Origin of the sequence: Oscillibacter valericigenes (assembly GCF_021531915.1) — a bacterium.
GTDB lineage: Bacteria > Bacillota > Clostridia > Oscillospirales > Oscillospiraceae > Oscillibacter > Oscillibacter valericigenes_A.
On record NZ_JAFBIV010000014.1, the window covers coordinates 1 to 21,718 of the forward strand.

Below are 21,718 nucleotides of genomic sequence, written 5' to 3' on the forward strand. Positions count from 1 at the left end.
CCCCCGAAAGCCGCATCCATGCCTGCAAATGCGGGGAAGCATTTCCCTGTTTCGCCAGAGTATAGCGCACCCGGTAGTTGACTTTCAGCTTACACGGGCACCGACTACGATGACCCCCGTATTGCGGTCAACTTGACGCATCCGTGTCAAGTTGATCCGCCTCAACGCCTTTTCTTTTGACCGTGAACGGCCGTTTTCTTTTCCGCAAGAGGAAAAGAAAATGGGGGTTCATTCCCCGCCCGGCAAAGCCGGGCAATCCTCCCCGTGCCCCGGCAGGGGCGCCAGAAAGGAGCACCTATGCGCGCAGTTGTCACCCGCGTGAAGCACGCCTCCGTCACCATCGACGGAAAAATCAACGGCCAGATTGGCGAGGGCTATCTGGTCCTGCTGGGCGTCGCCCCCAACGACACCCACGACACCGCCGTGAAGCTGGCGGACAAGATCTGCAATCTACGTATTTTCGAAGACGAAAACGATAAAATGAACCTGAATCTGGAGCAGGTGGGCGGCAGCCTGCTGGTAGTCTCCCAGTTCACCCTCTTTGCCGACACCTCCTCCCGCCGCCCCGGCTTCTCCGGCGCCGCCAAGCCGGACCTGGCCATCCCGCTGTACGAGGATTTCATGGCCCACTGCCGGGAGCGGGGCTTCACCGTGGAGCACGGCGAATTCGGCGCCAAGATGGAGGTGGAGTCCCTGAACCACGGCCCCGTCACCATTCTCTTTGACACCGACCGCCCCTGAAAAGGAGACGCCTATGAACATCAAGACCTTACAGGTAGGCCCCATCGGGACCAATTGTTATATTCTCTGCGACGAAGCGGAAAAGCTGTGTGCCGTCATTGACCCCGGCGGGGACGCCGACCTGGTGGCCGCCGCCGTGGCGGAGACCGGCTGCGCACTCTGTGCCATCCTGCTGACCCATGGTCACTATGACCACACCGGCGGCGTGGCAGGCCTGCAGGCCCGGTGGCCGGAGGTGCCCACCTATCTGAGCTGCCGGGATCAGGGTGCCGACGACAGCTATATGCTACAGCTCTTCCCCCCGGTAGCCAACGTCAAGGACTACGGCGAGGGAGATGCGATCCAGGTGGGCAGTCTCACTCTGAAGGTCCTGTCCACCCCCGGTCACTCCGAGGGCAGCGTCACCCTCCGCTGCGGGGACGTGCTGTTCTGCGGAGACACCCTGTTCGCCGGCTCCTGCGGCCGGACGGATTTCCCCGGCGGCAGCGTGAAGAAGATCATGGCCTCCCTGAAGCGGCTGGGCGAGCTGGAGGGAAATCTGAAGGTCTATCCTGGCCACATGGAGAGCAGCACCCTGGACCAGGAACGATCCTGGAACCCCTATCTCCGCCAGGCCATGAACGGATAAGGAACGGATATGAAATTGGTATTACAGGGCCACGACGAGCGGTACGTGGTGGAGCAGAGCCTGATGAACCTGTTCCCCGGCGAGCTGCCGGTCTACGAGCCCATTCTGCCCGGGGACGACACCTGGGCCATTATCTCCCTGCGGGAGGCGGACGAGCGTTGCCATGTCACCGTGGAGCTGAGCGTTCACGGCAAGGCAGCGCCCTATTCCCTGGACCGCCCCCTCTCCGGCACGGACTTTGAAAAAGAGGGACAGCGGCGCCACGCCGTCGCCCGGTGCTTCTTCCTGGCTGCCCGGGCCGTCACCGACGTCACGCCCCCCTGGGGGATGCTGACCGGCGTCCGGCCCGACAAGCCCGTCACCTGGGCGCTGGCGGAGGGCAAAAGCCCGGACCAGGCCCGCGCCATGCTGGAGGAGGACTACTTCGTCACCCGGTCCCGGGCGGATCTGGCCCTGGAGACCGGAGCCATGGCTCTGCGGGCCTCCCGGCGTCTGGCGTCCAAGGATATTGACATCTATGTAGGCATCCCCTTCTGCCCCACCCGCTGCGCCTACTGCTCCTTCGTCAGCCAGTCGGTGGAGCGGAGCTTCGCCCTGGTGCCCCCCTATGTGGACGCCCTCGTCGAAGAAATCAGGGAGGGCGGCCGGATGGTGCGGGAGCAGGGTCTCCGGGTCCGGGCCTTCTACATGGGCGGCGGCACCCCCACCACCCTGACGGCGGAGCAGATGGACCGGGTGCTGACGGCCTTTGAGGAGTCCTTCGACATCCTCCCCTGTGAGGAGATCACCGTGGAGGCGGGCCGTCCGGACACCATCACGGCGGAGAAGCTGGCAGTCCTGAAGTCCCACGGCGTCACCCGGGTCTCCGTGAATCCCCAGACCATGGAGGACCATGTGCTGCGGGCCATTGGACGGCACCACAGCGCCGGGGACATTGAGACCGCCATGGAACTGGTGGACAAATTTGGCTTCCCCCATGTGAACATGGACCTGATCGCGGGCCTGCCGGAGGACACCCCCGAGGGCTTCCGCCGGTCCCTGGACCGCTGTCTCTCCTTCGGCACGGACAACGTCACCGTCCACACCCTGGCGCTGAAAAAGGGAAGCCGGATTCTGACGGAGGGCCTGACTATCCCCGGCCCGGAGGCCGTCAGCGAGATGCTGGACTACGCCGCCCCCGTGCTGCGGCAGGCCGGCTACGCCCCCTACTACCTGTACCGGCAGAAGTATATGTCCGGCAGCTTTGAAAATGTAGGTTGGAGCAGGCCCGGGGCGGAGTGCTGGTACAACATCGACATCATGTCGGAACTGTGCTCCATTTTGTCTTTCGGCGCCGGCGGGTCCACCAAGATGGTGGAGCCCGGGACCAACCACATTGAGCGGGTATTCAACCTGAAATATCCCAAGGAGTACACGGAGCGGCCGGAAAAATGTCTTGCAAATCAGGCGGCCTTTGCCGCGTTCTATAAAAATCTGAATCTTTGAAAGGAGCGTTTCTCATGGCATACTCTCTGAAGCAGCTGAATGAAGCCATCCGCAGCGACCCCCAGGCCTTCGTGGACGAGTGCGACGCCGCCTTCCACAAAAAAGTGGAGACCGCGGCCCAGAAGATCGCCGACCACCGCAGCGAGTCCCACATCATCCTGCTGTCCGGTCCCTCCGGCTCTGGCAAGACCACCACGGCCCTGAAGATCGAGGAGCAGCTGGAGAAAATGGGCATTGAGACCCACACGGTCTCCATGGACAACTACTTCAACACCGTGGACCCGGAAACGGCCCCCCGGAACCGGGAGGGCGCCATTGACTACGAGTCTCCCTTCTGCCTGGATGTGGACCTGCTGAACCGGCATTTCGCCATGCTGGACCGGGGCGAGACCATCCACATCCCCAAGTACGAATTCGCCCGCCAGATGCGGTCCGACATCATGTCTCAGCCCATGCACCTGGGCCCCGATGAGCTGGCCATCTTCGAGGGCATCCACGCCCTCAACGACATCATCGTGGGCAAGAACCCCCGGGCCTTCAAGCTGTACATCGCCGCCCGCAGCAACCTGCTGGACGAGGACGGCTCCATGGTGTTCCAGCACCCCTGGCTGCGGCTGTGCCGCCGCATCGTCCGGGACTACCAGTTCCGGGGCAGCGACGCCGCCTTCACCCTGAAAATGTGGGCCAACGTGCGCCGGGGCGAAAAGCTGTACATCTCCCCCTACAAGGAGAACGCCAATCTGATGTTCGACTCCTCCCTGGCTTTTGAGTTCGCCGTTCTGAAGCCCATGGTGGTGCCTCTGCTGGAGGCCGTCCCCGCCGGGAAGTACGACGTGGTGGACGACATGCTGCGGGGCTTTGAGAAAATTGAGGCGCTGGACGAGAAGTATGTAGCCCCGGATTCCCTGGCCCGGGAGTTCATCGGCGGTTCCACTTACGACAACCACTGAGACTTTCAAGGGGGAGCCTGCTCCCCCTTGAGAACCCCCACCACCGGTGACGCCGCGTCACTGATATGCGTGTCCCCAGGGCACGCAGGTCAGGGTATTTTCGGCAGGCGCAGAAGGTGAATTGCCGCACAGCGGCAAGAGAAGCCCCCTCTGGAGGGTGTCCTGCCGGAAATGATGGAAACGACTTCTTTTTCCAGAGCTGAAAGAATTGGGGGGACCCTTGGTCCCCTCTGGCCCCGCTGTGCGCGGCGGGGAGATTGGAGGAGCTTATGAACGAAAAACTGGCAGCCTTACTGGAATCTGTTCAGCGTACCGCCGTACAGGCGGGAGACGTGGCCGCGGATGTAGCTTTCGGCATGGGGAAAAAGGCCGGGGAGCTGCTGTCCGTGGCAAAGCTGCGGATACGGATCGCCTCCCTGGAGGGCGATGTGAAGGACCGTCTCTCCCAGGTTGGTGAACTGCTGTACGCCACCCACACCGGGGCCCCCACGGACTCTGAGGTTCTGCTGGAAAAGCTGCAGGAGATCGACGGTCTCAAGGCGGAGATCGCCGGGCTGCAGGCCGAGATCCGCAGGGAGGAAGATGCCCACACCTGCCCCACCTGCGGGGCCTTCATAAAAGATGGCGACGCGTTCTGCGGAGAGTGCGGAGGGCAGCTGTGATGGAGCAGTACACCTATCAACAATATCAGGAAAGCGCGGAGATCCTGCGGACACGGCTGGGGAGCTTTCGTCCCGATGTCCTGCTGATCCTGGGCTCCGGCCTGGGTGCCCTGGGCGACGAGGTGGAGGCCCCCATCGTGGTGCCCTATCAGGATGTTCCCCATATGAAGCATTCCACCGCCCCCGACCACAAGGGCCAATTCGTCTTCGGGCGGCTGGCAGGACGCAACGTAGCGGTCATGCAGGGGCGGCTTCACACCTACGAGGGTTGGTCCTTCGCGGATGTCAGCTATCCCGTCCGGGTACTGCGGCTGCTAGGCGCGGAGACCCTGATCGTCACCAACGCCGCCGGAGCAGTGAACACGGGCTTTTCCGCCGGGGATATCATGCTGATCACCGACCACATCAAGCTCTTCGGCGTCAGTCCCTTGTGCGGCGCCAACGTGGCCGAATTCGGCCCACGGTTCCCGGATATGAGTCAGGTATACACCCCCGCCCTGCGGGAGGTGGCCCGGAAAGCCGCCCAAAATCTTGGCATCCGGCTGCGGGAGGGTGTATATATGTACTTCCCCGGTCCCCAGTACGAGACCCCGGCGGAGGTCCGGGCTGCCCGCATCCTGGGTGCCGACGCGGTGGGCATGTCCACCGTGCCGGAGGCCATCGTGGCCGCCCACTGCGGGATGAAGGTGTTGGGCTTCACCCTGTGCACCAACATGGCCGCCGGCGTGCTGGACCAGCCCCTGGACGGGGACGAGGTCATCGCGGCGGGCATGGCGGCCGGCCCCAGATTCACCGCTCTGGTAAAGGCCTGTCTGGCCGAGGTATAAAGATTTTCCGCCAGCCATACATTAAAGAGAACTCCCCACGCACATTTTTCTGTGATTTCGAGGTAATCTGTTCATGTCGAAACAAAAAAAGCAGTCCTTTCTGGGCGGCGCCGCCATTCTGACTGCGGCGGTGGTCATCGTCAAGCTCATCGGCGCGGTCTACAAGCTGCCGCTGAACAACATTCTGGGCAGCGTGGGCAAGACCTACTTTGACACCGCCTATCTGATCTACAATTTCCTGATGATCTTCTCCACGGCGGGCCTGCCCCTGGCCATCTCCAAACTCACCAGCCAGGCACACGCCCAGGGCCGGGAGAATCAGAAGCGGAAGATCTTCAGCACCTCCGTGTGGCTGTTCTTCATTCTGGGCCTGGTGGGCTCCCTGCTGATGTTCTTCGGTGCGGAGCAGCTGGCGGCCTTTGAGGAGAACCCCATGGCCGCCCAGGCTATCCGGGCGCTGGCGCCCGCGGTGTTCTGCGTGTGCCTGTTGGCCTGTATGCGGGGCTACACCCAGGGCCAGGGCAACATGAAGCCCACCGCCATTTCCCAGGTGCTGGAGGCCCTGTGCAAGGTCTGCATCGGCCTGCCCCTGGCCTGGTTCATCCTGCAGAAGTGCCGAGAGACCGCTGTCTCCCAGCAGCTGGCGCAGACGGGCAGCGACGGCGTGGAATACGTGGCCGCCGGCGCCATCCTGGGCGTCACCGTGGGTACCATTCTATCCCTGGCCTTCCTGATCGTCTATCTGGTGACCCACCACAGCAAAACGGAGAGCCTGGACACTCCCGATCCCAGCGGCACCATCATGAAGAGCGTGCTGGCTATCGGCATTCCCATTACCCTGGGCAACTCCGCCCTGGGCATTATCAACCTGATCGACACCAAGATCGTCATGGGCCAGCTGCAGAACGCCCTGCTGCTGAGCGAGACGGAGGCCGCCCTGCTGAACGGCCAGTACCGCATGGCCATGGATATGCCCAACATGGTGGCCTCCTTCGTCTATCCCGTCACCATGAGCCTGATCCCCTTCGCGGCGGCGGCCATGGCCCAGAAGGACACCGCCAAGGCCAACAGCATCATCTCCTCCGCCTTCCGGCTCATTGCCATTCTGGCCCTGCCGGCGGGCGTGGGTCTCTCCGTGCTGTCCACTCCCATCATGCGGCTGCTCCTGCCCACCCAGCAGGAGGACGCCCTGGCGGCAGGCCCCCATCTGCAGATCCTGGGCATCGCCCTGGTGTTCATCTGCCTGATGATCCTGACCAACGCCATCCTGCAGACCTACGGCAAGGAGAAGCTGCCCATTTTCACCGTCATCGCCGGCGGCATCACCAAGATCGTCATGAACTACATCCTGGTGGGCAACCCCGACATCAATATCCACGGCGCTCCCATCTCCACCCTGTGCTGCTACATGGTCATCGTGGGGCTGAACCTGTTCTTCGTGTGGAAATACTCCCCGGAGAAGCCCAGGTATCTCCAGATCTTTCTCAAGCCCGTGGCAGCCTCCGTGCTCATGGGTGCAGCCGCCTGGGCGGTCCACGGCTTCGCGGCCCGGGCCCTGGCCGGACACTCCGCGTATCTCGCCAACGCCGCCGCCACCTTCTGCGGCATTCTGGCGGGCGTGGTGGTCTACGCCGTCCTGGTCATCGCTCTCCGCATCCTGCGGGCGGAGGACGTCCGTTCCATCCCCCACGGGGAGACGCTTATTAAACTTCTGCACTTAAAATAAAAAACTTTGAGATTTCAAGGCTTTCACCGTTGAAATTTCTTGCAAAGGCGGTCAATCTATGGTAGATTTTCAATGTAAGCCCCAGTATGACTGGGAGGATTTTCTGGAGATCATGCGTCTGCTGCGCGCTCCGGGCGGTTGTCCCTGGGACGCCGAACAGACCCACCAGTCCATCCGGCGGAATTTTCTGGAGGAGACTTACGAGGTCCTGGATGCCCTGGACCGGGACGATCCCCACGCCATGCGTGAGGAGCTGGGAGACGTTCTGATGCAGGTGGTGTTCCACGCCCAGATTGAAAAGGAACAGGGGCGGTTCACCATGGACGATGTGGTCAACGAGATCGCCCAGAAAATGGTCTACCGCCACCCCCATGTGTTCGGCGGCACCATGCAGGCTGACACCAGCGAACAGGTCCTGGTGAACTGGGAGGTCCTGAAGCGCCAGGAAAAGGACCAGCGGTCCACGGCGGACGCCATTGAGGCCATTCCCCACACCCTGCCTGCCCTGTGGCGGGCGGAGAAGACCCAGAGCAAGGCCGCCAAGGCGGGCTTCGACTGGGACGGGGCCATGGGTGCCCTGGAGAAGCTGGAGGAGGAAGTCCGGGAATTGCGGGCGGCCCTGGAGGCCGGCAAGTCCGTGGACGCCCCCCACGGTATCCGGGAAGAAGTGGGCGACACCCTCTTCATGGCCGCCAAGGTGGCCCAGTCCTTCCAGGTAGACCCGGAGGACGCCCTCCACCGCGCCTGCGACAAATTTGACGCCCGTTTCCGCCTGGTGGAGGAAGCGGCGGACAAGCCCCTGGCGGACTATTCCCAGGAGGAGCTGCTGGCCCTCTGGCGTGCCGCCAAGGAACGAGAGTCTTAACACGCGATACGCGTTAAGAAATAAATGCTGCAAAAACTTTTTTACAGGAGGATACAATCACATGAACAAAGCTGAACTGATCAATGCTGTTGCCGCTACCGCTGAGGTCTCCAAGAAGGACGCCGAGGCTGTTGTTTCTGCCACTCTGGACGCCATCACCGCCGCTCTGACCGAGGGCGAGAAGGTCCAGCTGGTGGGCTTTGGCTCCTTTGAGGTGAAGAAGCGCGCCGCCCGTATCGGCCGCAACCCCAAGACCAAGGAGTCCATCGAGATCCCTGCTTCCGTGGTGCCCGTGTTCAAGGCCGGCAAGGCTCTGAAGGACGCTGTTTCCAAGTAAAGAGGGGACTCCGTCCCCCCTTTCCCCGCAAGGGGGGACGCCGCATCCGTAAAGCAGCAAAGCTGCTAACGGCTGCGCAGTAGATTCCCCCCCCCACCGCGTCAGAACAAGCTGCGCTCCGTTCGCTTCCGCCTTTGGCGAAAGCGAACACCGCTCCTCTCGTTCTTCCTTTCCCCACCGAACCCGCTTCGCTGGGCTTCGGCGGGGGCCCCTTGATCTGGTCACTGGTGAACGGCGCCCTTGGATAGCCGTTGGCGCTTTAGCGCCTTACGGATATCGCATACTCCTTGCGGGTAAAGGCGCCTGGGGTCAAGGAATTTTCGCCACGTACAGAAGGTGAATTGCCCCGCAGGGGCAAGAGAAGCCCCTCTGGAGGGCGCCGCGGCGAAAATGATTTCAATTTCTTGATTTGCCGCAGGCAAATCAACTGGGGAACCGCAGGTTTCCCTAGCCCCTTTCCGCTGTGTGCGTATGGGGAAAAGATGACCAAATCTGCCGGCACCTTGGTGCCGGCAGTCCTTATTTGGAGGATTTGCAATGCGTTTGGACAAATATCTGAAGGTCTCCCGGCTGATCAAGCGGCGGACCGTAGCCAATGAGGCCTGCGACAACGGGCTGGTGCTGGTCAACGGCAAGGCCGCCCGGGCCTCCTACGATGTGAAGGTGGGCGACCAGATCACCCTGCGCTTTGGCGCCCGCACCCTCACCGTGGAGGTCCTCTCCGTCCAGGAGACGGTAAAGCAGGCCGACGCCTGCACCCTGTACCGGGAAATCGGCCGGTAGCATATTTCCCCTCCCCCGCCCATAGGATATGGACAGGGGGAGGGCTGACCATGATGAAGGATTACAACAACACCGTACCCGCGGCGGAGCACCGCCTGGAGCTGGTGGGGCGGGAGCGGCTTACCGTCTCCGGCGTAGAGGATGTGGACCGCTTCGACGAGACCGGCATCGTCATGTCCACCTCGGCGGGCACTCTGGTGGTCACGGGAGAGGACCTGCACATCGGCAAGCTGTCCCTGGACGGCGGCGAGCTCCATGTGGACGGCCGCATCGACTCCGTGACCTACGAGGATGAGGGCCGGAGCCGGGGCGGCTTTTTCAGCCGGCTGTTTGGCTGACTATGGGGAACCAGGTCTCTCAGCAGCTGCTGACCTTCGGCCAGTCCATTCTCCTGGGTCTGGCCCTGGGGTCGCTGTACGATCTGCTGCGCCCCTTCCGGCTGCGGCTTCCCCGGCTCACCGCCCTGCTGGACACGGCCTACTGTCTGACGGCAGGCGCGGCCGCCTTCTCCTTTCTCATGGAGCGGGGCGGCGGCGAGCTGCGGGGCTTCATGGTGTTGGGCGCCGTGGGCGGAGCGGTGCTGTTCTTCTGCGCCTTCTCCCAATGGCTGCGCCCCATCTGGGATTTTTGGGCGGACACCCTGGCGTTCTTGGTATATTTGTTGTCTTTTCCCGCTCTCTGGACCAAAAATTTCTGCGAAAAAATGGCCCGCCGCGGAAAAAATCTCTTTTATTTTGCGAAAAAATGCTATACAATAAGAAAAACTGGGCGCATGTGTGCATCACGCGGAGGTGAGGATCATGGCAGACAAGCAGCACGCAAAAAAGCGGCCGCGTCCCCGGAGCGGCTTTCTGACCAAGGTCGTGATCCTGGTACTGCTGGCCGCCATCGGATGGCAGCTGTACGGTCTCCGGGACCAGCTGAAGACCGCCCAGGAAGAAAAGGACCGGTACGCCGCAGAGGTGGCGGCTCAGCAGCAGGAAAACGACGCCCTGGCCGCTGACATTGCCGCAGGTCCCACCGAGGAAAAGATTGAAGAGATCGCCCGGGACGAGTTGGGATACGTCAAACCGGGAGAATATATCTTTGAGCCGGGCAATTGACGGACGGCGGGGGTGCCCTCGTCCGTGGTGAAACAAACGGAAGGAGAAACAAAACTGGGTATGGAGCTTCAGGTCGGGAGCATTTTGGAAGGCAAGGTGACCACCATCACCAAATTCGGCGCCTTCGTCGCTCTGGAGGGCGGCAAGTCCGGATTGGTGCACATTTCGGAGATCGCCAACACATTCGTCAACGATGTACATGATTTTCTCCAGGAGGGACAGACCGTCAAGGTCTTGGTGCTGTCCACGGAGAACGGAAAGATCAATCTTTCCATCAAGAAAACGCAGCCGCAGGAGCGCCCCGCGCCCCGGCCTGCCACAGGAGGCCGCCCGGTCTCCCGGCCCGCACCCCAGCAGCCCAGGAGCTTCAGCCGCCCGCCCCAGCAGGCAGCGCAGGCCCCCTCCGGGGACCAGTCCTTTGAGGACAAGCTGAAGCAGTTCCTCTCCTCCTCCGAGGGGAAAATGGCCGATCTGAACCGCAGCATCGACGGCAAGCGGGGCGGCGGCCGCAGAAGAAGATAACAAAAAGGACCGCTTTGAAAGCGGTCCTTTTTTGATGAAAAAAGAGCCGCGCGGCGTCGGAACACCGTGCGGCCCAAACGGGTGGGATATTGGAAAGCTTCCTGGATTATCATAGCACCTTCGGCGCCCGAAGTATGTCGGAATGGGGCAGTGCTGAACAATTTGTAAAAACCGCTCAACACCATCTGTACAAAAGCGGAAATATATGCTATATTATACAAAAGAGAGGACACGCCTCTCTTCCACACGAAAGGAGCGATCTTTATGAAGTATACGTACGCCTGCAAGAAAGTCTCCCTGAACGATTCCATCAAGGACTATGCCGAGAAGAAGATCTCCAAGCTGGACAAGTATTTCCGGGATGACACGACCGCCGCAGTCACCTTTGCTGTGGAGAAGGATCATCTTTGCACGGTGGAAATTACCATCCGCGGCGGCGGCACGCTGCTGCGCGCCCAGACTGAGGCGCCGGATGGGGATATGCGCGGCGCCATCGACGCCGCGGTGGGCTACATTGAGCGCCAGATCCTGAAGAACAAGACCCGCCTGGCCAAGCGCCTGCGCAGCGAAGGCTTCCCCGCTCCCGCTCCTGCCGACGACTTCGAGGTGGCCGAGGAGAAGGAGTTCAACATCGTCCGCACCAAGCGCTTCTCCGTCAAGCCCATGAGCGCCGAGGAGGCCATTCTGCAGATGAACCTGCTGGACCACGACTTCTTCGTGTTCCGCAGCAGCGAGGATGACAGCCTGTGCATCGTCTATCAGCGCAAGAACGGCGGCTACGGCCTGATCGTCACCGACGAGGAAGAATAAGAACCATCTCCGGGGAGGCCGCAAGGCCTCCCCTTTTTTGCGGAAAACAGCCATTCTTTCTAAAATACTTGCCTTTCTGGCATGTATTTGTTATACTGATGAAACTTCCGCACATGGAAAAAAGACGAACAAAGGACTTTCAGAATATGATTTTTTTAGTAGACGGAGACAACAACATCGGCACCGGCCTGAAGGGCATCGACATGCTCTCCCAACAGGACACAGTGCTGGTCTTTTATCAGAAGACCGGTCTGGCCCTCAGCAAAATTGAAAAGCTCTGCGCCGGGACCCAGGCCAGTGTGCAGTATATCGAGAGCGTCCGGGGCGGACGGAACTCCATCGACTTCCAGATCATCACGGAGCTTGGGGTATTGGTGGGCCGGGGCGAGACAGACTATGCCTACGTCATCAGCCAGGACAAGGGCTACGCCGCCTCCATTGATGCCCTGCGTGCCCGGTATGCCGACGCCTTCCGGGAGGTGGACCTGCGGCCCTCCATTGAGGCCTGCCTGCCCCTGCCCTTCCTGCTGCGCGCTGCCAGCCGCCAGGAACTGCAAAGCGCCCTGGAGAAGGAATACGGCGCCGCCCGGGGCGGCCTGCTGTACAGCCATCTGAAGGCGCTGTTCGAGGCACCGGAGCCGCCTGTCCAGCCGGAAAAGCCCGCCAAAACCTCCCGACCCCGCCGGAACTACCGCAGAAAAAAAGCCGCCGCGGAAAAGGCGGCGGAGTAAAGAGTCATATGAGCACGCCCGGCCTGAAAAGGCCGGGCGTTTTTTGCGCAAAATAGTTTAGTTACCGTCCATGGCTTCCAGCATGGCCCGGACGGTGTTCTCCACGATCCGGAGGGTCTTCTCGTCCCGGTCCCGGAGGAGGGCGGTAATGGTCTCCTCTGGCATCTGTGTTTTTCCAAAGAGAATATAATTGGCATCAGCATCCAAAATTTTGCAGAGTTTTTGAAAACGATCCAGCCTTACGCCCGTATTTCCCAATTCCAGATCGGCCAGAAAGGGTACTGACAATTCCGCTCTTTCCGCCAATTGCTCCCGCGTCCAGTTCTTTTTCTCTCTGGCCTCCCGGAAACGGCGGCCCATATCCACTTTTTCCGGGTCTTTCTTCCTCATTGCCTGTGCTCTCCTATAACAGTTATGAGAAAAGTTTACCCCATTAGCGCAAAAACCAGAATATGTCATAGTACGTGTTTAACATAGTATTATATCATATGCTATAAATAAGTCGGGACTATATCAGCAAAAAAGAGCGCGGGAAATTCCCGCGCTCCATAATTCAGTCAATTCGTTAATTCTGGTGGTCCACCGCATACATATGGGCCATGAGGTCCAGCAGCTTGTTGGTGTAGCCCCACTCGTTGTCGTACCAGGCAATGAGCTTCACGAAGTCGTCGTCCAGCATGATACCGGCAGTCTCGTCGAAGATGCAGGTCTCGGAGAAACCCGTCAGATCAGAGGACACCACCTGATCACTGGTGCAGGTGATGATGCCCTTCATGCTGTTCCGGGAGGCGTTCTCCATGGCCACGCACACGTCATGGTAGCTGGCAGGCTGGATCAACCGTGCGGTCAGGTCCACCACGGACACGTCGTTGGTTGGCACCCGGAAGCTCATGCCGGTCATTCTTCCCTTCAGCTCGGGGATGACCTCGCCCACCGCCTTGGCGGCGCCGGTGGAGGAGGGAATGATATTGCCCAGGACGCTGCGGCCGGTCCGCCAGTCCCGTCCGGCGCGGGAGTCCACGGCCTTCTGTTTGGCGGTGGCGGCGTGGATGGTGCTCATCAGGGCCTGCTTGATGCCGAAGGTGTCGTTGATGACCTTGGTCATGGGAGCCAGGCAGTTGGTGGTGCAGGAGGCGTTGGACACCACGTCCATGTCCGTGGTGTACTTCTTGTGGTTCACGCCCATGACGAAGGTGGGCGTGCAGGTGTCCTTGGAGGGGGCGGAGAGAATGACCTTCCGAGCCCCGTGGACCAGGTGGGCGGAGGCCTTTTCCGTGGTGTTGAAGGCGCCGGTGGACTCAATGATGTACTCTGCGCCGCAGTCGTCCCAGGGGATCTGGGAAGCGTCGCTCTCGCTGTACACCCGGATCTTCTTGCCGTTGATGATGAGGTGTCGGTCATCGTGCTCCACGCTGCCCAGGAAGGTCCGGAACACAGAGTCGTATTTTACCTGATAGACCATGTAGTCCAGATCCGCGTTCCGCAGGTTGATGCCGCAGATCTGATAGCTGCTGCAGCCCCGCTCGATCATAATGCGCAGTGCCACGCGCCCGATGCGGCCGAAGCCGTTGATGCCCACTTTGATTGCCATGTTCCTGTGATCCTTCCCATTTTTCATATTCTGCCGGTCCTGCGGCAGTGGTTTTCCATCGCACAGCCATTATAACATTTGTTTCGCAAATTTCAATTTATATTTACGTAAAATTGCGTATGTTTTTTCTGGTTTTCTTTGGGCATTTGTATAGTCCTTCCTCCCTATTCGACAAAATTCGACAAAATTCTTGTTTTTTCCCCTCTGATTTGCTATCCTAATGGTGCCGCAGGCAGGGTTTTCCTGGGTTGAAGGCCCCTGCCCGTGCAAATCCTATCAACAGCGCCCCGGCGCCGGAAAGGAGGATTGCATGGATTCCGAACAGAATGAGCTGGCGTCCCTGTTTCCCAATGTCGCCGCTCAAATGCGAAGTGCCCTGAGCAATTTCCATCTGGCTGCCACGCAGTTGGCTCCGGCCTCCGCCCGGGAGCAGGACCCCGCCCTGGACGCCCGGGCCGCCCAGCTGGATCAGAGCTATTACCAGCTGCTGCGGCTGGCGAACAGCCTTTCCCTGGCATCGTACCTCACCCATGACGATCCCCTTCCCCTGCGGGATGTGGATGTGACGGAGCTGATCGGAGAGCTGTGTGAACGGGCCGCCTCTCTGGCGCCCATGCTGGGGTTGGAGCTGCGCTTCGTCTGCAGTCTGGAGCGGCATATCTGCGCCGTCTCTCCGGATGCCATGGAGCAGATCCTGAATCACCTGCTGTCCAACGCCTTCAAATTCACGCCCGCCGGCGGCACCGTCACCGTGGAACTGCGGCGCACCGCCGGACAGCTGCTTCTCTCCGTGGAGGACACCGGCTGCGGCATTCCCCAGGACCGGCTGGAGACCCTTTTTGACCGGTACCTCCATGCCGACCGCATGGACCCGCCTCCCCACGGCCTTGGCCTGGGGCTTCCCCTGTGCCGCCGTCTGGCGGCCGGTCAGGGCGGCGCCCTGATGGCCGAATCCCGGGAGGGAAAGGGCAGCCGCTTCACCCTGTCCCTGCCGGACCGGCAGTTGGGCACAGGTGTGTCGGACGTGCACTTCGATTACAGCGGCGGTTTCAACCGGACGCTGCTGGGTCTGGCGGATGCCTTGCCCTCCAAAGCATTTTTGCTGCGCAATCAGGAATGAACCTTCGCCGCGGGTCTCCCCCGCGGCGAAATTGTTGTTTCCTTTTTTACCGGAATGGGGTACAATATCACTCATACCACCCCCAAGGAGGGACGCATATGTCAAATGGACACGTATTCGTCGCCATGAGCGGCGGTGTGGACAGTTCCGTGGCTGCGGTGCTGCTGCAGCAGGCGGGATATCAGCTCTCCGGCGTGAACCTGCGGATGTTCCATAACGAGGACCTGGGCGAAAGTCCCAGCCGCACCTGCTGTTCTCTGTCTGACGCCGAGGACGCCGCCCTGGTGGCCCGCCGCCTGGGATTTCCCTTTTATGTATTCGATTTTGCACAGACCTTTCGGGATACGGTCATCCGGAATTTCATTGAGGAATACCAGCAGGGCCGTACCCCCAACCCCTGCGCGGAGTGCAACCGCTCTGTCAAGTTTGGAGCCCTGCTGCAGCGGGTCCGAACCTTGGGCGGCGACTATATGGCCACCGGCCACTATGCCCGGGTGGAGCGGGACGAAACCTCGGGCCGGTATCTCCTGAAGCGGGGCAAGGACCGCAGCAAGGATCAGAGCTACTTTCTGTATATGCTGACCCAAGAGGAACTGGCCCATACCCTGTTTCCCCTGGGCGGCATGGAAAAATCGGAGGTCCGCCAAATCGCTGAGGCTCACGGCCTGGTCAACGCCAAAAAGCGGGACAGTCAGGACATCTGCTTTGTACCCGATGGAAAATACGCCGATTTCATTGAGCGCACCACCGGGCAGCCCTCGGAGCCGGGACCCTTCCTGGACCAGGAGGGCCGGGTGCTGGGCCAGCACAAGGGGATCATTCGGTACACCAAGGGCCAGCACAAGGGGCTGGGTCTGTCCACGGAGCAGCCCCTTTATGTGCTGGAGAAAGATATCGCATCCAACGCCATCCGTCTGGGGCCGGACAGCGCCCTCTGGAGCCGCACTCTGACGGCAGAGCGGATGAACTGGATCTCCGTCCCGGAATTGACGGGGCCTATGGCCGTCACCGTCAAGACCCGCTATACCCAGCGGGAGGCCGCGGCGGTGGCGGAGCCGCTGGCAGGCGGCTGCATCCGTGTGACGTTTGAAGAGCCGCAGCGGGCCATCACCGCGGGGCAGGCGGTGGTGCTGTATGACGGCGACACCGTGGTGGGCGGCGGCACCATCTGCGGGACATGACGCAAAAGGACGCCGCTTTCGCGGCGTCCATCAGTGTCAGCGGTCGCTGATCAGCCAGTCATCCTGGAAAATCAGGTCGTCGACATCACCAATATGAAGCATTTGGGGTCTCACTTTGGGTTCCTCCTTTGCGATGTGTTTCATTCAGTATATGCTTCCACATGCGAAAAGTTGCACGAAACCATGCACCATCGAAAATTGTCGTACGGTTTTTTGATTATTTTCATATTGGTATTGACAGAAGCAGTAGATCTGTGGTATTCTAACTATTGCCGACAGCTGCCGGTGTGGTGGAATGGTAGACACAGGAGACTTAAAATCTCCCGGTAGCGATACTGTACCGGTTCGAGTCCGGTCACCGGCACCACAAAATTCTATATCGATATCGCGGAGTAGAGCAGTTGGTAGCTCGTCGGGCTCATAACCCGGAGGTCGCAGGTTCAAGTCCTGTCTCCGCAACCAAAAACCCTGAAACCGCAACGGTTTCAGGGTTTTCTCTTTGCCCCCGCTGCAATTTGCATTTGATTTTCCCGAAGAGCTACCTTCCGCATTTTCTTCAATTTTAGTCTCTCATATCTTGATTCTCCTAAAAGAGAAGATATCGCTCTTGTTCTCGGCGCTCAACTCAACGTTTGCAGTAAAGCAGGCCATTTCATAGCCTGTTGACGAATGAAGCCGAAGCACTGTTTCCAAAGCTGATCCATCAGATCACTTTCTCCGGCCTGAATAGCTGTTGTGGGCGGAGTCATAGTCATGGCTTTTGGTGTACTTTTTACTCACAGCAGGGCTTCCCTCACAAACTGTCTACGCCGCCTCAGAAGCGACTTGAAGGTGTACGGGTGCCACCCATTCCCCGCCGAGGGCACACAGCGGCCCACAGGGCAAGGATTGCTGCTTGCTGTGTTCCTTTGTATCTGTGGTCTTCTTTGATGACTGCATCGCAAATTTTGACTCGGAGCATTGCGATATTCCCGTTCTTTTCTAAACAAATCCCGCCGGGGCTTGCCCCGGCGGGATGGTTACCGATGAAGTGGAATCTGAATTTCTATCTGCAAAACGCATACGGCTGCTGCTTACACCACACTGCCTACGATCCGCTCATAGGTCCGGGCGGTCAGGCCGTACACCAGGGCGTACACCGCGGCAAAGACCGCCAGCGCCCCCGCCGTGCAGAGGGCGAACAGCCCCACGTCGTACAGGCCGAACAGCTCCAGAATCCGGCAGAGCATGGGAAATGCCGCCAGAATATGTAGTCCCGCCGCCAGCAGGGGCAGGAAGAACACCAGCAGGATCTGCCCCCGGATGGAGGCCCCCACCTCCCGGCGGCTCATGCCCACCTGCTGCATGATCTGGTAGCGGCGCTGGTCCTCATAGCCCTCGGAGATCTGCTTGTAGTAGATGATGAGCACCGTGGCCAGCAGGAACAGCAGTCCCAGAAAGATACCCAGGAACAGGAAGCCGCCGTACATGGCGTAGAATTCCTCCGCCATCGCCTGGCGGCTGGCCACGCCGTAGTTCCCATCGGAGACTGCCAGGATGGCCTTTGCGCAATCCAGCTTTTCGCTGCCGGTGCCGTCGGTGTTCAGATGGATGCGGAAAATCCGGCGGGCCAGGTCCATGTTCATCAGGTGCTCCGCCAGGGCGCCGTCTGCCACCAGACCCAGCGTGACCTCGTTGGTGACGATGGCGCTGTCCCCGGCGGGGAAGCTGTCCAGCCGGGCTTTCACCTGAACGGGAGACTCCTCATACGCAAAAAAGAAGGTTTCCGGCAGCTGAAAATCGCCGTCCGTATAGGCCAGCACCTGGTTTTCCTCCAGAGAGACCGTCTCCCCCGTCAGGCGGCTGTACTCCTCCGCCGTCAGGATCGTGACCTCCGTCAAAAGGCCGCTCTGGCTCATGTCCGTCAGCACCGTATTGCCGCTGTATCTGGCGTGGAAGGAGGCGGAGGTCTCATAGCGCAGGTCCGTCACCTGCCGCCCCGCATCTGCCACAGTCTGCCGCACCAGGTCCAGCGTGGCGTCGGGGTCAGTATCGTCCTTGAGCGTCTGCGTCACCAGAATATCATCGGGATACTTGCTGTCCAGGGATGTCTGCGCCCCCAGATAGAGACACAGCGTCCCGGACACGGTCACCAGCACCATGCAGGCCAGGATGCAGATGTTGGCGAGGCCCACTGCATTCTGCTTCATGCGGTACAGCAGGCCGGAGACGGCGGTGAAGTGGCGGGTCTGGTAATAGAAGTCCTTGTTGGCCCGCAGGCGCTTCAGCAGAGCGATGGACCCGGCGGTAAACAGGCAGTAGGTGCCGATCATCACCAGAATGACCGCTACGAAGAACAGCATCAGGGCGTTCACCGGGTTCCGGGTGGTGAGGGCGATGGCATAGCCCCCCAGCAGCGACACCAGCCCCAGGACCGCCAGCAGCCGCTTTGTTTTCGGCTCCCGCTCTCCAACGCTGTCACTGTGAAGCAGCTCAATGGGCCGGGCCCGCCCCAGGCGCAGCAGATTCCATAAAAGCGCCAGCAGGAACAGCACGCCCAGCAGCGACGCCGTCTCTCCCATGCCCCTGACGCTGACAGAAAAGCCGAACTGCACCGGGATCTGCACCAGCTTCAAAAGCAGCAGCAAAATCAGCTTGCTGAGCAGGATGCCTGCCGCGATGCCGCCGGGGATCACAGCGGCGGCGCACAGCAGCGTTTCCCAGAAACACAGGGCAGCGATGTGGCGCTTTTCCAGGCCCAGAATGTTGTAGAGCCCCAGTTCCTTCTGCCGACGCTTCATCACAAAGCTGTTGGCGTACAGCAGCAGCACCGCTGAAAACAGCGCCACCACAAAGCAGCCAATAGACATCATGACCTGCAGGTAGGCGGCGCCCCGCACCGTCTGAATGACCTCGTTCCAGGTCAGGAACCGCAGGATATAATACATGGCGGCCAGCGCGCCGCAGGAGAGCAGATAGGGGCCGTAATACCGGCCGTTGCGGACAAGGTTCACCAGCGCCAGCCGGGGAAAGAAGCTGCGCTTACCCATGGTTCTCACCGCCTTGGGTCAGGACCGTCAGGGTATCGGAGATGCGGCGGAACTGGGCCTCCCGGCTCTCGCTGCCCCGGTAGAGCTGGTGATACACCCTGCCGTCCCGCAGGAACAGCACCCGCCCCGCATGGCTGGCGGCCTTCACGGAGTGGGTCACCATCAGGATGGTCTGTCCGCCCTTGTTGATCTCGCCAAACAGCTCCAGCAGATTGTCGGAGGACCGGGAGTCCAGGGCGCCAGTGGGCTCGTCCGCCAGGACGATCTGTGGGTCCGTGATCAGGGCCCGGGCCACTGCCGCCCGCTGCTTCTGCCCGCCGGAGACCTCGTAGGGGTACTTGCCCAGAATGTCGGCGATGCCCAACTGCTCCGCCAGGGGCTTCAGCTTCCGCTCCATCTCCTCGTAGGGCCGACCCGCCAGCACCAGCGGCAGGAAAATGTTGTCCCACAGGGAGAAGGTATCCAACAGGTTGAAGTCCTGAAACACAAAGCCCAGATGAGAGCGGCGGAAGGCCGCCAGGTCCCGTTCCCGGACATCGGACAGGGCCTTACCGTTCAAAAACACCTCTCCGGCGGTGGGCCGGTCCAGCGCCGCCAGAATATTCAGCAGGGTGGTCTTGCCGGAGCCGGACTCGCCCATGATGGCCACATACTCCCCCGGCTCCACAGAGAAATTCACGTTTTGCAGCGCCTCTACCTGGCTGCCGCCGAAGCGGCTGGTGTAGACCTTCTGCAGGTGCTGTACTTCCAATAATGGCATAAAGGTTCCTCCTCTTTCAGCTTGCCATCATCTTACCAAACAAGCCGGACTGTCCGCCATCGATTTGGCTTACAGTCCGGCTCCGTTTCTTACACTTTTGTAAGGTTACTCCACCATGCGGCCCTCCCGGCCCAGGTCCAGCCGCACCAGCGTCCCCTGACCGGGCCATGAGGTGAGGGAGATGCCGTGATTCAGCCGGTCCATGACCTGACGGCATAGGTACAGCCCAATTCCCGTAGATTTCTTGCCCGCCCGGCCATTGTACCCGGTGAAGCCCTTTTCAAACACCCGGGCCTGGTCCTCCTCCCGGATGCCGATGCCGCTGTCGGCAATGACCACCGTGGCGCCGTCCCCGTAGATGCGGATGGTGCCGCCGGCCGGAGTGTATTTCAGGGCGTTGGAGAGCACCTGCTCCACCACGAACAGCAGCCACTTCTCGTCCGTCAGCACGGTCTTTCCGGTCTCCCGGAAATCCAGGGTGATTTTTTTCAGAATGAATATCTTGGCAAACTTCCGCACCGCCTGCCGCAGGATGTCGTCCAGTGGGTACTCCCGCAGAACGTAATCCGTAGAATCGCTGTCCAGCCGCAGATAGGAGAGCACCATCTCCACATACTGCCGGATCTTCAGCAGCTCTGTTTCCAACTCGCCCCGGTGGGGAGAGTCATCCTCCTGCAGCAGCAGGTCCATGGCGGCGATGGGCGTCTTGATCTGGTGGGCCCAGAGGGAGTAGTAGTCCGTCAGCTCCCGGAGGCGGTTCTCGTTCTCTGCAGCCAGCCGGGCCCGGTCCTGGCAGACCGCCCGCAGCAGCGCCTGATAGTCCTCCTCCAGCAGTCCCCTGGCGGGCGGCAGGGGCAGGGCCTTCTCCCCCGCCTGCCGCAAAAGCTGCTGCAGTTCCCGGTGCCGCCGGAGAAAGCGGCTGTACCCCACCGCAAAGAGGACCAGCCCCAGCGCCAGGCACAGTACCCCGGCGTAGAGCACTGCCTCCAGGGGCAGGTCGTAGAGGGCAAAGACCGCCGCGAATACGCAGACGGCTCCCGCCAGCAGCAACAGCAGCTTGTATTGGCGTTTCAGGTAAGCCAGCAGCATCCTCAGCCCTCCACCAGATAGCCCGCGCCCTTCCGGGTGCGGATGAAGTCCGTCAGTCCCGCGCTCTCCAGCTTCTTCCGCAAGCGGGTCACATTTACCGTCAGGGTGTTCTCATCCACAAAGCTGTCGGATTCCCACAGCCGGGTCATGATGGCCTCCCGGCTGACGATCTCGCCCCGGTGCTCCAGCAGGAGCTGCAAAATTTTGAACTCGTTCCGGGTCAGCTCCACTTTCTCTCCGCCCGCCGTCAAAGTCCCATCGGACACATTCAGCACCGCACCGCCGCACTCCAGCAGGTGGGCGGTACCGGCGAAATCGTAGGCCCGCCGCAGCATGGCCTGCACCTTGGCGGAGAGCACCTGGAGGTGAAAGGGCTTGGCCAGCAGGTCGTCCCCGCCCATCTCCATGGCCATCACCAGATTCATGTCATCTGAGGCGGAGGTGAGAAATAAAATAGGGACCTTGGACACCTTTCGGATCTCCCGGCACCAGTGGTAGCCGTTGAAAAAAGGAAGGGAGATGTCCAGCAGCACCAGCTGGGGGTCGAAAGCGGCAAATTCCGACAGCACATCGTCAAAATGTTCCGCACAGGCTACCTGATACCCCCAGCTCTCCAGATGCCGCTGCACGGCGCTTGCGATGACGGCGTCATCCTCCACCACAAAGATTCGGTACACTGTGCTTCCCCCTCCCCATGATGTTTTCATTCTGGTTGGAGCATAGCATCCGGGCACGAAAATGTCAAATTCCAAAGGGATCTTCGTTCGTTCCTGACCCA

The 21,718-nt window shown here is 60.6% G+C and carries 23 protein-coding genes, 2 tRNA genes and 1 pseudogene; 20 read left to right on the plus strand and 6 right to left on the minus strand.

What is annotated here, in order from left to right; all coding sequences use genetic code 11:
* Positions 1 to 297 precede the first annotated feature (297 nt).
* From dtd to JQM66_RS09475, 16 genes and pseudogenes are all read left to right on the plus strand, one after another.
* Positions 298 to 741 (plus strand): D-aminoacyl-tRNA deacylase, encoded by a 444-nt coding sequence (dtd, locus tag JQM66_RS09405; RefSeq protein WP_235229620.1) that lies wholly within the window; start codon positions 298 to 300, stop codon positions 739 to 741.
* 13 nt (positions 742 to 754) lie between these two features.
* Complete coding sequence (locus JQM66_RS09410) at positions 755 to 1,369, plus strand: MBL fold metallo-hydrolase (protein ID WP_235229621.1); 615 nt, start codon at positions 755 to 757, stop codon at positions 1,367 to 1,369.
* 9 nt (positions 1,370 to 1,378) lie between these two features.
* Positions 1,379 to 2,854, plus strand: coding sequence for a coproporphyrinogen dehydrogenase HemZ (gene hemZ / locus JQM66_RS09415; RefSeq protein WP_235229622.1), 1,476 nt, complete (start codon positions 1,379 to 1,381; stop codon positions 2,852 to 2,854).
* Between the two features lie 14 nt (positions 2,855 to 2,868).
* Positions 2,869 to 3,804, plus strand: coding sequence for a uridine kinase family protein (locus JQM66_RS09420; protein WP_235229623.1), 936 nt, complete (start codon positions 2,869 to 2,871; stop codon positions 3,802 to 3,804).
* Between the two features lie 269 nt (positions 3,805 to 4,073).
* Positions 4,074 to 4,466, plus strand: coding sequence for a zinc ribbon domain-containing protein (locus JQM66_RS09425; protein WP_235229624.1), 393 nt, complete (start codon positions 4,074 to 4,076; stop codon positions 4,464 to 4,466).
* Positions 4,466 to 5,293, plus strand: coding sequence for a purine-nucleoside phosphorylase (locus tag JQM66_RS09430; protein ID WP_235229661.1), 828 nt, complete (start codon positions 4,466 to 4,468; stop codon positions 5,291 to 5,293). The genes JQM66_RS09425 and JQM66_RS09430 overlap by 1 nt, the downstream gene beginning before the upstream one ends.
* A gap of 73 nt (positions 5,294 to 5,366) precedes the next feature.
* Positions 5,367 to 7,019: a putative polysaccharide biosynthesis protein gene (locus tag JQM66_RS09435; protein WP_235229625.1), complete on the plus strand. Its 1,653-nt coding sequence runs from the start codon at positions 5,367 to 5,369 to the stop codon at positions 7,017 to 7,019.
* Positions 7,020 to 7,077: 58 nt separating this feature from the next.
* Positions 7,078 to 7,884, plus strand: coding sequence for a nucleoside triphosphate pyrophosphohydrolase (gene mazG / locus JQM66_RS09440; RefSeq protein WP_235229626.1), 807 nt, complete (start codon positions 7,078 to 7,080; stop codon positions 7,882 to 7,884).
* 61 nt (positions 7,885 to 7,945) lie between these two features.
* Positions 7,946 to 8,221, plus strand: coding sequence for an HU family DNA-binding protein (locus JQM66_RS09445; protein ID WP_235229627.1), 276 nt, complete (start codon positions 7,946 to 7,948; stop codon positions 8,219 to 8,221).
* A 537-nt stretch (positions 8,222 to 8,758) separates the two neighbouring features.
* Entirely contained in the window at positions 8,759 to 9,004 is a 246-nt protein-coding gene (locus tag JQM66_RS09450) for an RNA-binding S4 domain-containing protein (protein WP_235229628.1), read from the plus strand.
* Positions 9,005 to 9,054: 50 nt separating this feature from the next.
* Complete coding sequence (locus JQM66_RS09455) at positions 9,055 to 9,342, plus strand: YabP/YqfC family sporulation protein (RefSeq protein ID WP_407946017.1); 288 nt, start codon at positions 9,055 to 9,057, stop codon at positions 9,340 to 9,342.
* A gap of 2 nt (positions 9,343 to 9,344) precedes the next feature.
* Positions 9,345 to 9,596, plus strand: a pseudogene (gene yabQ, locus JQM66_RS12815) (spore cortex biosynthesis protein YabQ); the annotation flags it as partial.
* A gap of 208 nt (positions 9,597 to 9,804) precedes the next feature.
* The gene (locus tag JQM66_RS09460; RefSeq protein WP_235229629.1) at positions 9,805 to 10,107 is read left to right on the plus strand and encodes an FtsB family cell division protein; all 303 of its coding nucleotides are present in this window, start codon (positions 9,805 to 9,807) and stop codon (positions 10,105 to 10,107) included.
* A 60-nt stretch (positions 10,108 to 10,167) separates the two neighbouring features.
* The gene (locus tag JQM66_RS09465; RefSeq protein WP_235229630.1) at positions 10,168 to 10,629 is read left to right on the plus strand and encodes a S1 RNA-binding domain-containing protein; all 462 of its coding nucleotides are present in this window, start codon (positions 10,168 to 10,170) and stop codon (positions 10,627 to 10,629) included.
* A gap of 264 nt (positions 10,630 to 10,893) precedes the next feature.
* Positions 10,894 to 11,439 carry a ribosome hibernation-promoting factor, HPF/YfiA family gene (gene hpf / locus JQM66_RS09470; protein ID WP_235229631.1) on the plus strand — a complete coding sequence of 182 codons (546 nt, stop codon included), beginning with the start codon at positions 10,894 to 10,896 and terminating at the stop codon, positions 11,437 to 11,439.
* 146 nt (positions 11,440 to 11,585) lie between these two features.
* On the plus strand, positions 11,586 to 12,170 hold the full coding sequence (locus JQM66_RS09475) for a PIN domain-containing protein (protein ID WP_235229632.1): 585 nt from the start codon (positions 11,586 to 11,588) through the stop codon (positions 12,168 to 12,170).
* Positions 12,171 to 12,227: 57 nt separating this feature from the next.
* Here JQM66_RS09475 and JQM66_RS09480 read toward each other — a convergent pair whose 3' ends face one another.
* Both JQM66_RS09480 and gap read right to left on the minus strand, forming a co-directional pair.
* Positions 12,228 to 12,560 (minus strand): helix-turn-helix domain-containing protein, encoded by a 333-nt coding sequence (locus JQM66_RS09480; protein ID WP_235229633.1) that lies wholly within the window; start codon positions 12,558 to 12,560, stop codon positions 12,228 to 12,230.
* 175 nt (positions 12,561 to 12,735) lie between these two features.
* Positions 12,736 to 13,761 carry a type I glyceraldehyde-3-phosphate dehydrogenase gene (gap, locus tag JQM66_RS09485; RefSeq protein WP_235229634.1) on the minus strand — a complete coding sequence of 342 codons (1,026 nt, stop codon included), beginning with the start codon at positions 13,759 to 13,761 and terminating at the stop codon, positions 12,736 to 12,738.
* Positions 13,762 to 14,071: 310 nt separating this feature from the next.
* On the opposite strand from gap, the gene JQM66_RS09490 reads away from it, so the two are divergent.
* The 4 genes from JQM66_RS09490 (at position 14,072) to JQM66_RS09505 (ending at position 16,524) form a co-directional block, all read left to right on the plus strand.
* Positions 14,072 to 14,881, plus strand: coding sequence for a sensor histidine kinase (locus JQM66_RS09490; protein WP_235229635.1), 810 nt, complete (start codon positions 14,072 to 14,074; stop codon positions 14,879 to 14,881).
* A 98-nt stretch (positions 14,882 to 14,979) separates the two neighbouring features.
* On the plus strand, positions 14,980 to 16,062 hold the full coding sequence (gene mnmA / locus JQM66_RS09495; protein ID WP_235229636.1) for a tRNA 2-thiouridine(34) synthase MnmA: 1,083 nt from the start codon (positions 14,980 to 14,982) through the stop codon (positions 16,060 to 16,062).
* Between the two features lie 281 nt (positions 16,063 to 16,343).
* Positions 16,344 to 16,429, plus strand: a tRNA-Leu gene (locus JQM66_RS09500).
* Between the two features lie 19 nt (positions 16,430 to 16,448).
* Positions 16,449 to 16,524 (plus strand) — tRNA-Met (locus JQM66_RS09505).
* Positions 16,525 to 17,135: 611 nt separating this feature from the next.
* Here the strand turns inward: JQM66_RS09505 and JQM66_RS09510 are convergent.
* The 4 genes from JQM66_RS09510 to JQM66_RS09525 form a co-directional block, all read right to left on the minus strand.
* Complete coding sequence (locus JQM66_RS09510) at positions 17,136 to 19,091, minus strand: FtsX-like permease family protein (protein ID WP_235229637.1); 1,956 nt, start codon at positions 19,089 to 19,091, stop codon at positions 17,136 to 17,138.
* Positions 19,084 to 19,851, minus strand: a complete 768-nt coding sequence (locus tag JQM66_RS09515) for an ABC transporter ATP-binding protein (protein WP_235229638.1) — start codon at positions 19,849 to 19,851, stop codon at positions 19,084 to 19,086. Before JQM66_RS09515 ends, JQM66_RS09510 begins: the two co-directional genes overlap by 8 nt.
* A gap of 105 nt (positions 19,852 to 19,956) precedes the next feature.
* Entirely contained in the window at positions 19,957 to 20,946 is a 990-nt protein-coding gene (locus JQM66_RS09520; protein WP_235229663.1) for a sensor histidine kinase, read from the minus strand.
* The gene (locus tag JQM66_RS09525; protein WP_235229639.1) at positions 20,943 to 21,617 is read right to left on the minus strand and encodes a response regulator transcription factor; all 675 of its coding nucleotides are present in this window, start codon (positions 21,615 to 21,617) and stop codon (positions 20,943 to 20,945) included. Before JQM66_RS09525 ends, JQM66_RS09520 begins: the two co-directional genes overlap by 4 nt.
* Positions 21,618 to 21,718: the final 101 nt, after the last annotated feature.

Bases quoted from the DNA above. Each gene is read 5' to 3' on its own strand.
- dtd (WP_235229620.1), top strand. From the start codon at position 298: ATGCGCGCAGTTGTCACCCGCGTGAAGCACGCCTCCGTCACCATCGAC.
- JQM66_RS09410 (WP_235229621.1), top strand. From the start codon at position 755: ATGAACATCAAGACCTTACAGGTAGGCCCCATCGGGACCAATTGTTAT.
- hemZ (WP_235229622.1), top strand. From the start codon at position 1,379: ATGAAATTGGTATTACAGGGCCACGACGAGCGGTACGTGGTGGAGCAG.
- JQM66_RS09420 (WP_235229623.1), top strand. From the start codon at position 2,869: ATGGCATACTCTCTGAAGCAGCTGAATGAAGCCATCCGCAGCGACCCC.
- JQM66_RS09425 (WP_235229624.1), top strand. From the start codon at position 4,074: ATGAACGAAAAACTGGCAGCCTTACTGGAATCTGTTCAGCGTACCGCC.
- JQM66_RS09430 (WP_235229661.1), top strand. From the start codon at position 4,466: ATGGAGCAGTACACCTATCAACAATATCAGGAAAGCGCGGAGATCCTG.
- JQM66_RS09435 (WP_235229625.1), top strand. From the start codon at position 5,367: ATGTCGAAACAAAAAAAGCAGTCCTTTCTGGGCGGCGCCGCCATTCTG.
- mazG (WP_235229626.1), top strand. From the start codon at position 7,078: ATGGTAGATTTTCAATGTAAGCCCCAGTATGACTGGGAGGATTTTCTG.
- JQM66_RS09445 (WP_235229627.1), top strand. From the start codon at position 7,946: ATGAACAAAGCTGAACTGATCAATGCTGTTGCCGCTACCGCTGAGGTC.
- JQM66_RS09450 (WP_235229628.1), top strand. From the start codon at position 8,759: ATGCGTTTGGACAAATATCTGAAGGTCTCCCGGCTGATCAAGCGGCGG.
- JQM66_RS09455 (WP_407946017.1), top strand. From the start codon at position 9,055: ATGATGAAGGATTACAACAACACCGTACCCGCGGCGGAGCACCGCCTG.
- JQM66_RS09460 (WP_235229629.1), top strand. From the start codon at position 9,805: ATGGCAGACAAGCAGCACGCAAAAAAGCGGCCGCGTCCCCGGAGCGGC.
- JQM66_RS09465 (WP_235229630.1), top strand. From the start codon at position 10,168: ATGGAGCTTCAGGTCGGGAGCATTTTGGAAGGCAAGGTGACCACCATC.
- hpf (WP_235229631.1), top strand. From the start codon at position 10,894: ATGAAGTATACGTACGCCTGCAAGAAAGTCTCCCTGAACGATTCCATC.
- JQM66_RS09475 (WP_235229632.1), top strand. From the start codon at position 11,586: ATGATTTTTTTAGTAGACGGAGACAACAACATCGGCACCGGCCTGAAG.
- JQM66_RS09480 (WP_235229633.1), bottom strand. From the start codon at position 12,560: ATGAGGAAGAAAGACCCGGAAAAAGTGGATATGGGCCGCCGTTTCCGG.
- gap (WP_235229634.1), bottom strand. From the start codon at position 13,761: ATGGCAATCAAAGTGGGCATCAACGGCTTCGGCCGCATCGGGCGCGTG.
- JQM66_RS09490 (WP_235229635.1), top strand. From the start codon at position 14,072: ATGGATTCCGAACAGAATGAGCTGGCGTCCCTGTTTCCCAATGTCGCC.
- mnmA (WP_235229636.1), top strand. From the start codon at position 14,980: ATGTCAAATGGACACGTATTCGTCGCCATGAGCGGCGGTGTGGACAGT.
- JQM66_RS09510 (WP_235229637.1), bottom strand. From the start codon at position 19,091: ATGGGTAAGCGCAGCTTCTTTCCCCGGCTGGCGCTGGTGAACCTTGTC.
- JQM66_RS09515 (WP_235229638.1), bottom strand. From the start codon at position 19,851: ATGCCATTATTGGAAGTACAGCACCTGCAGAAGGTCTACACCAGCCGC.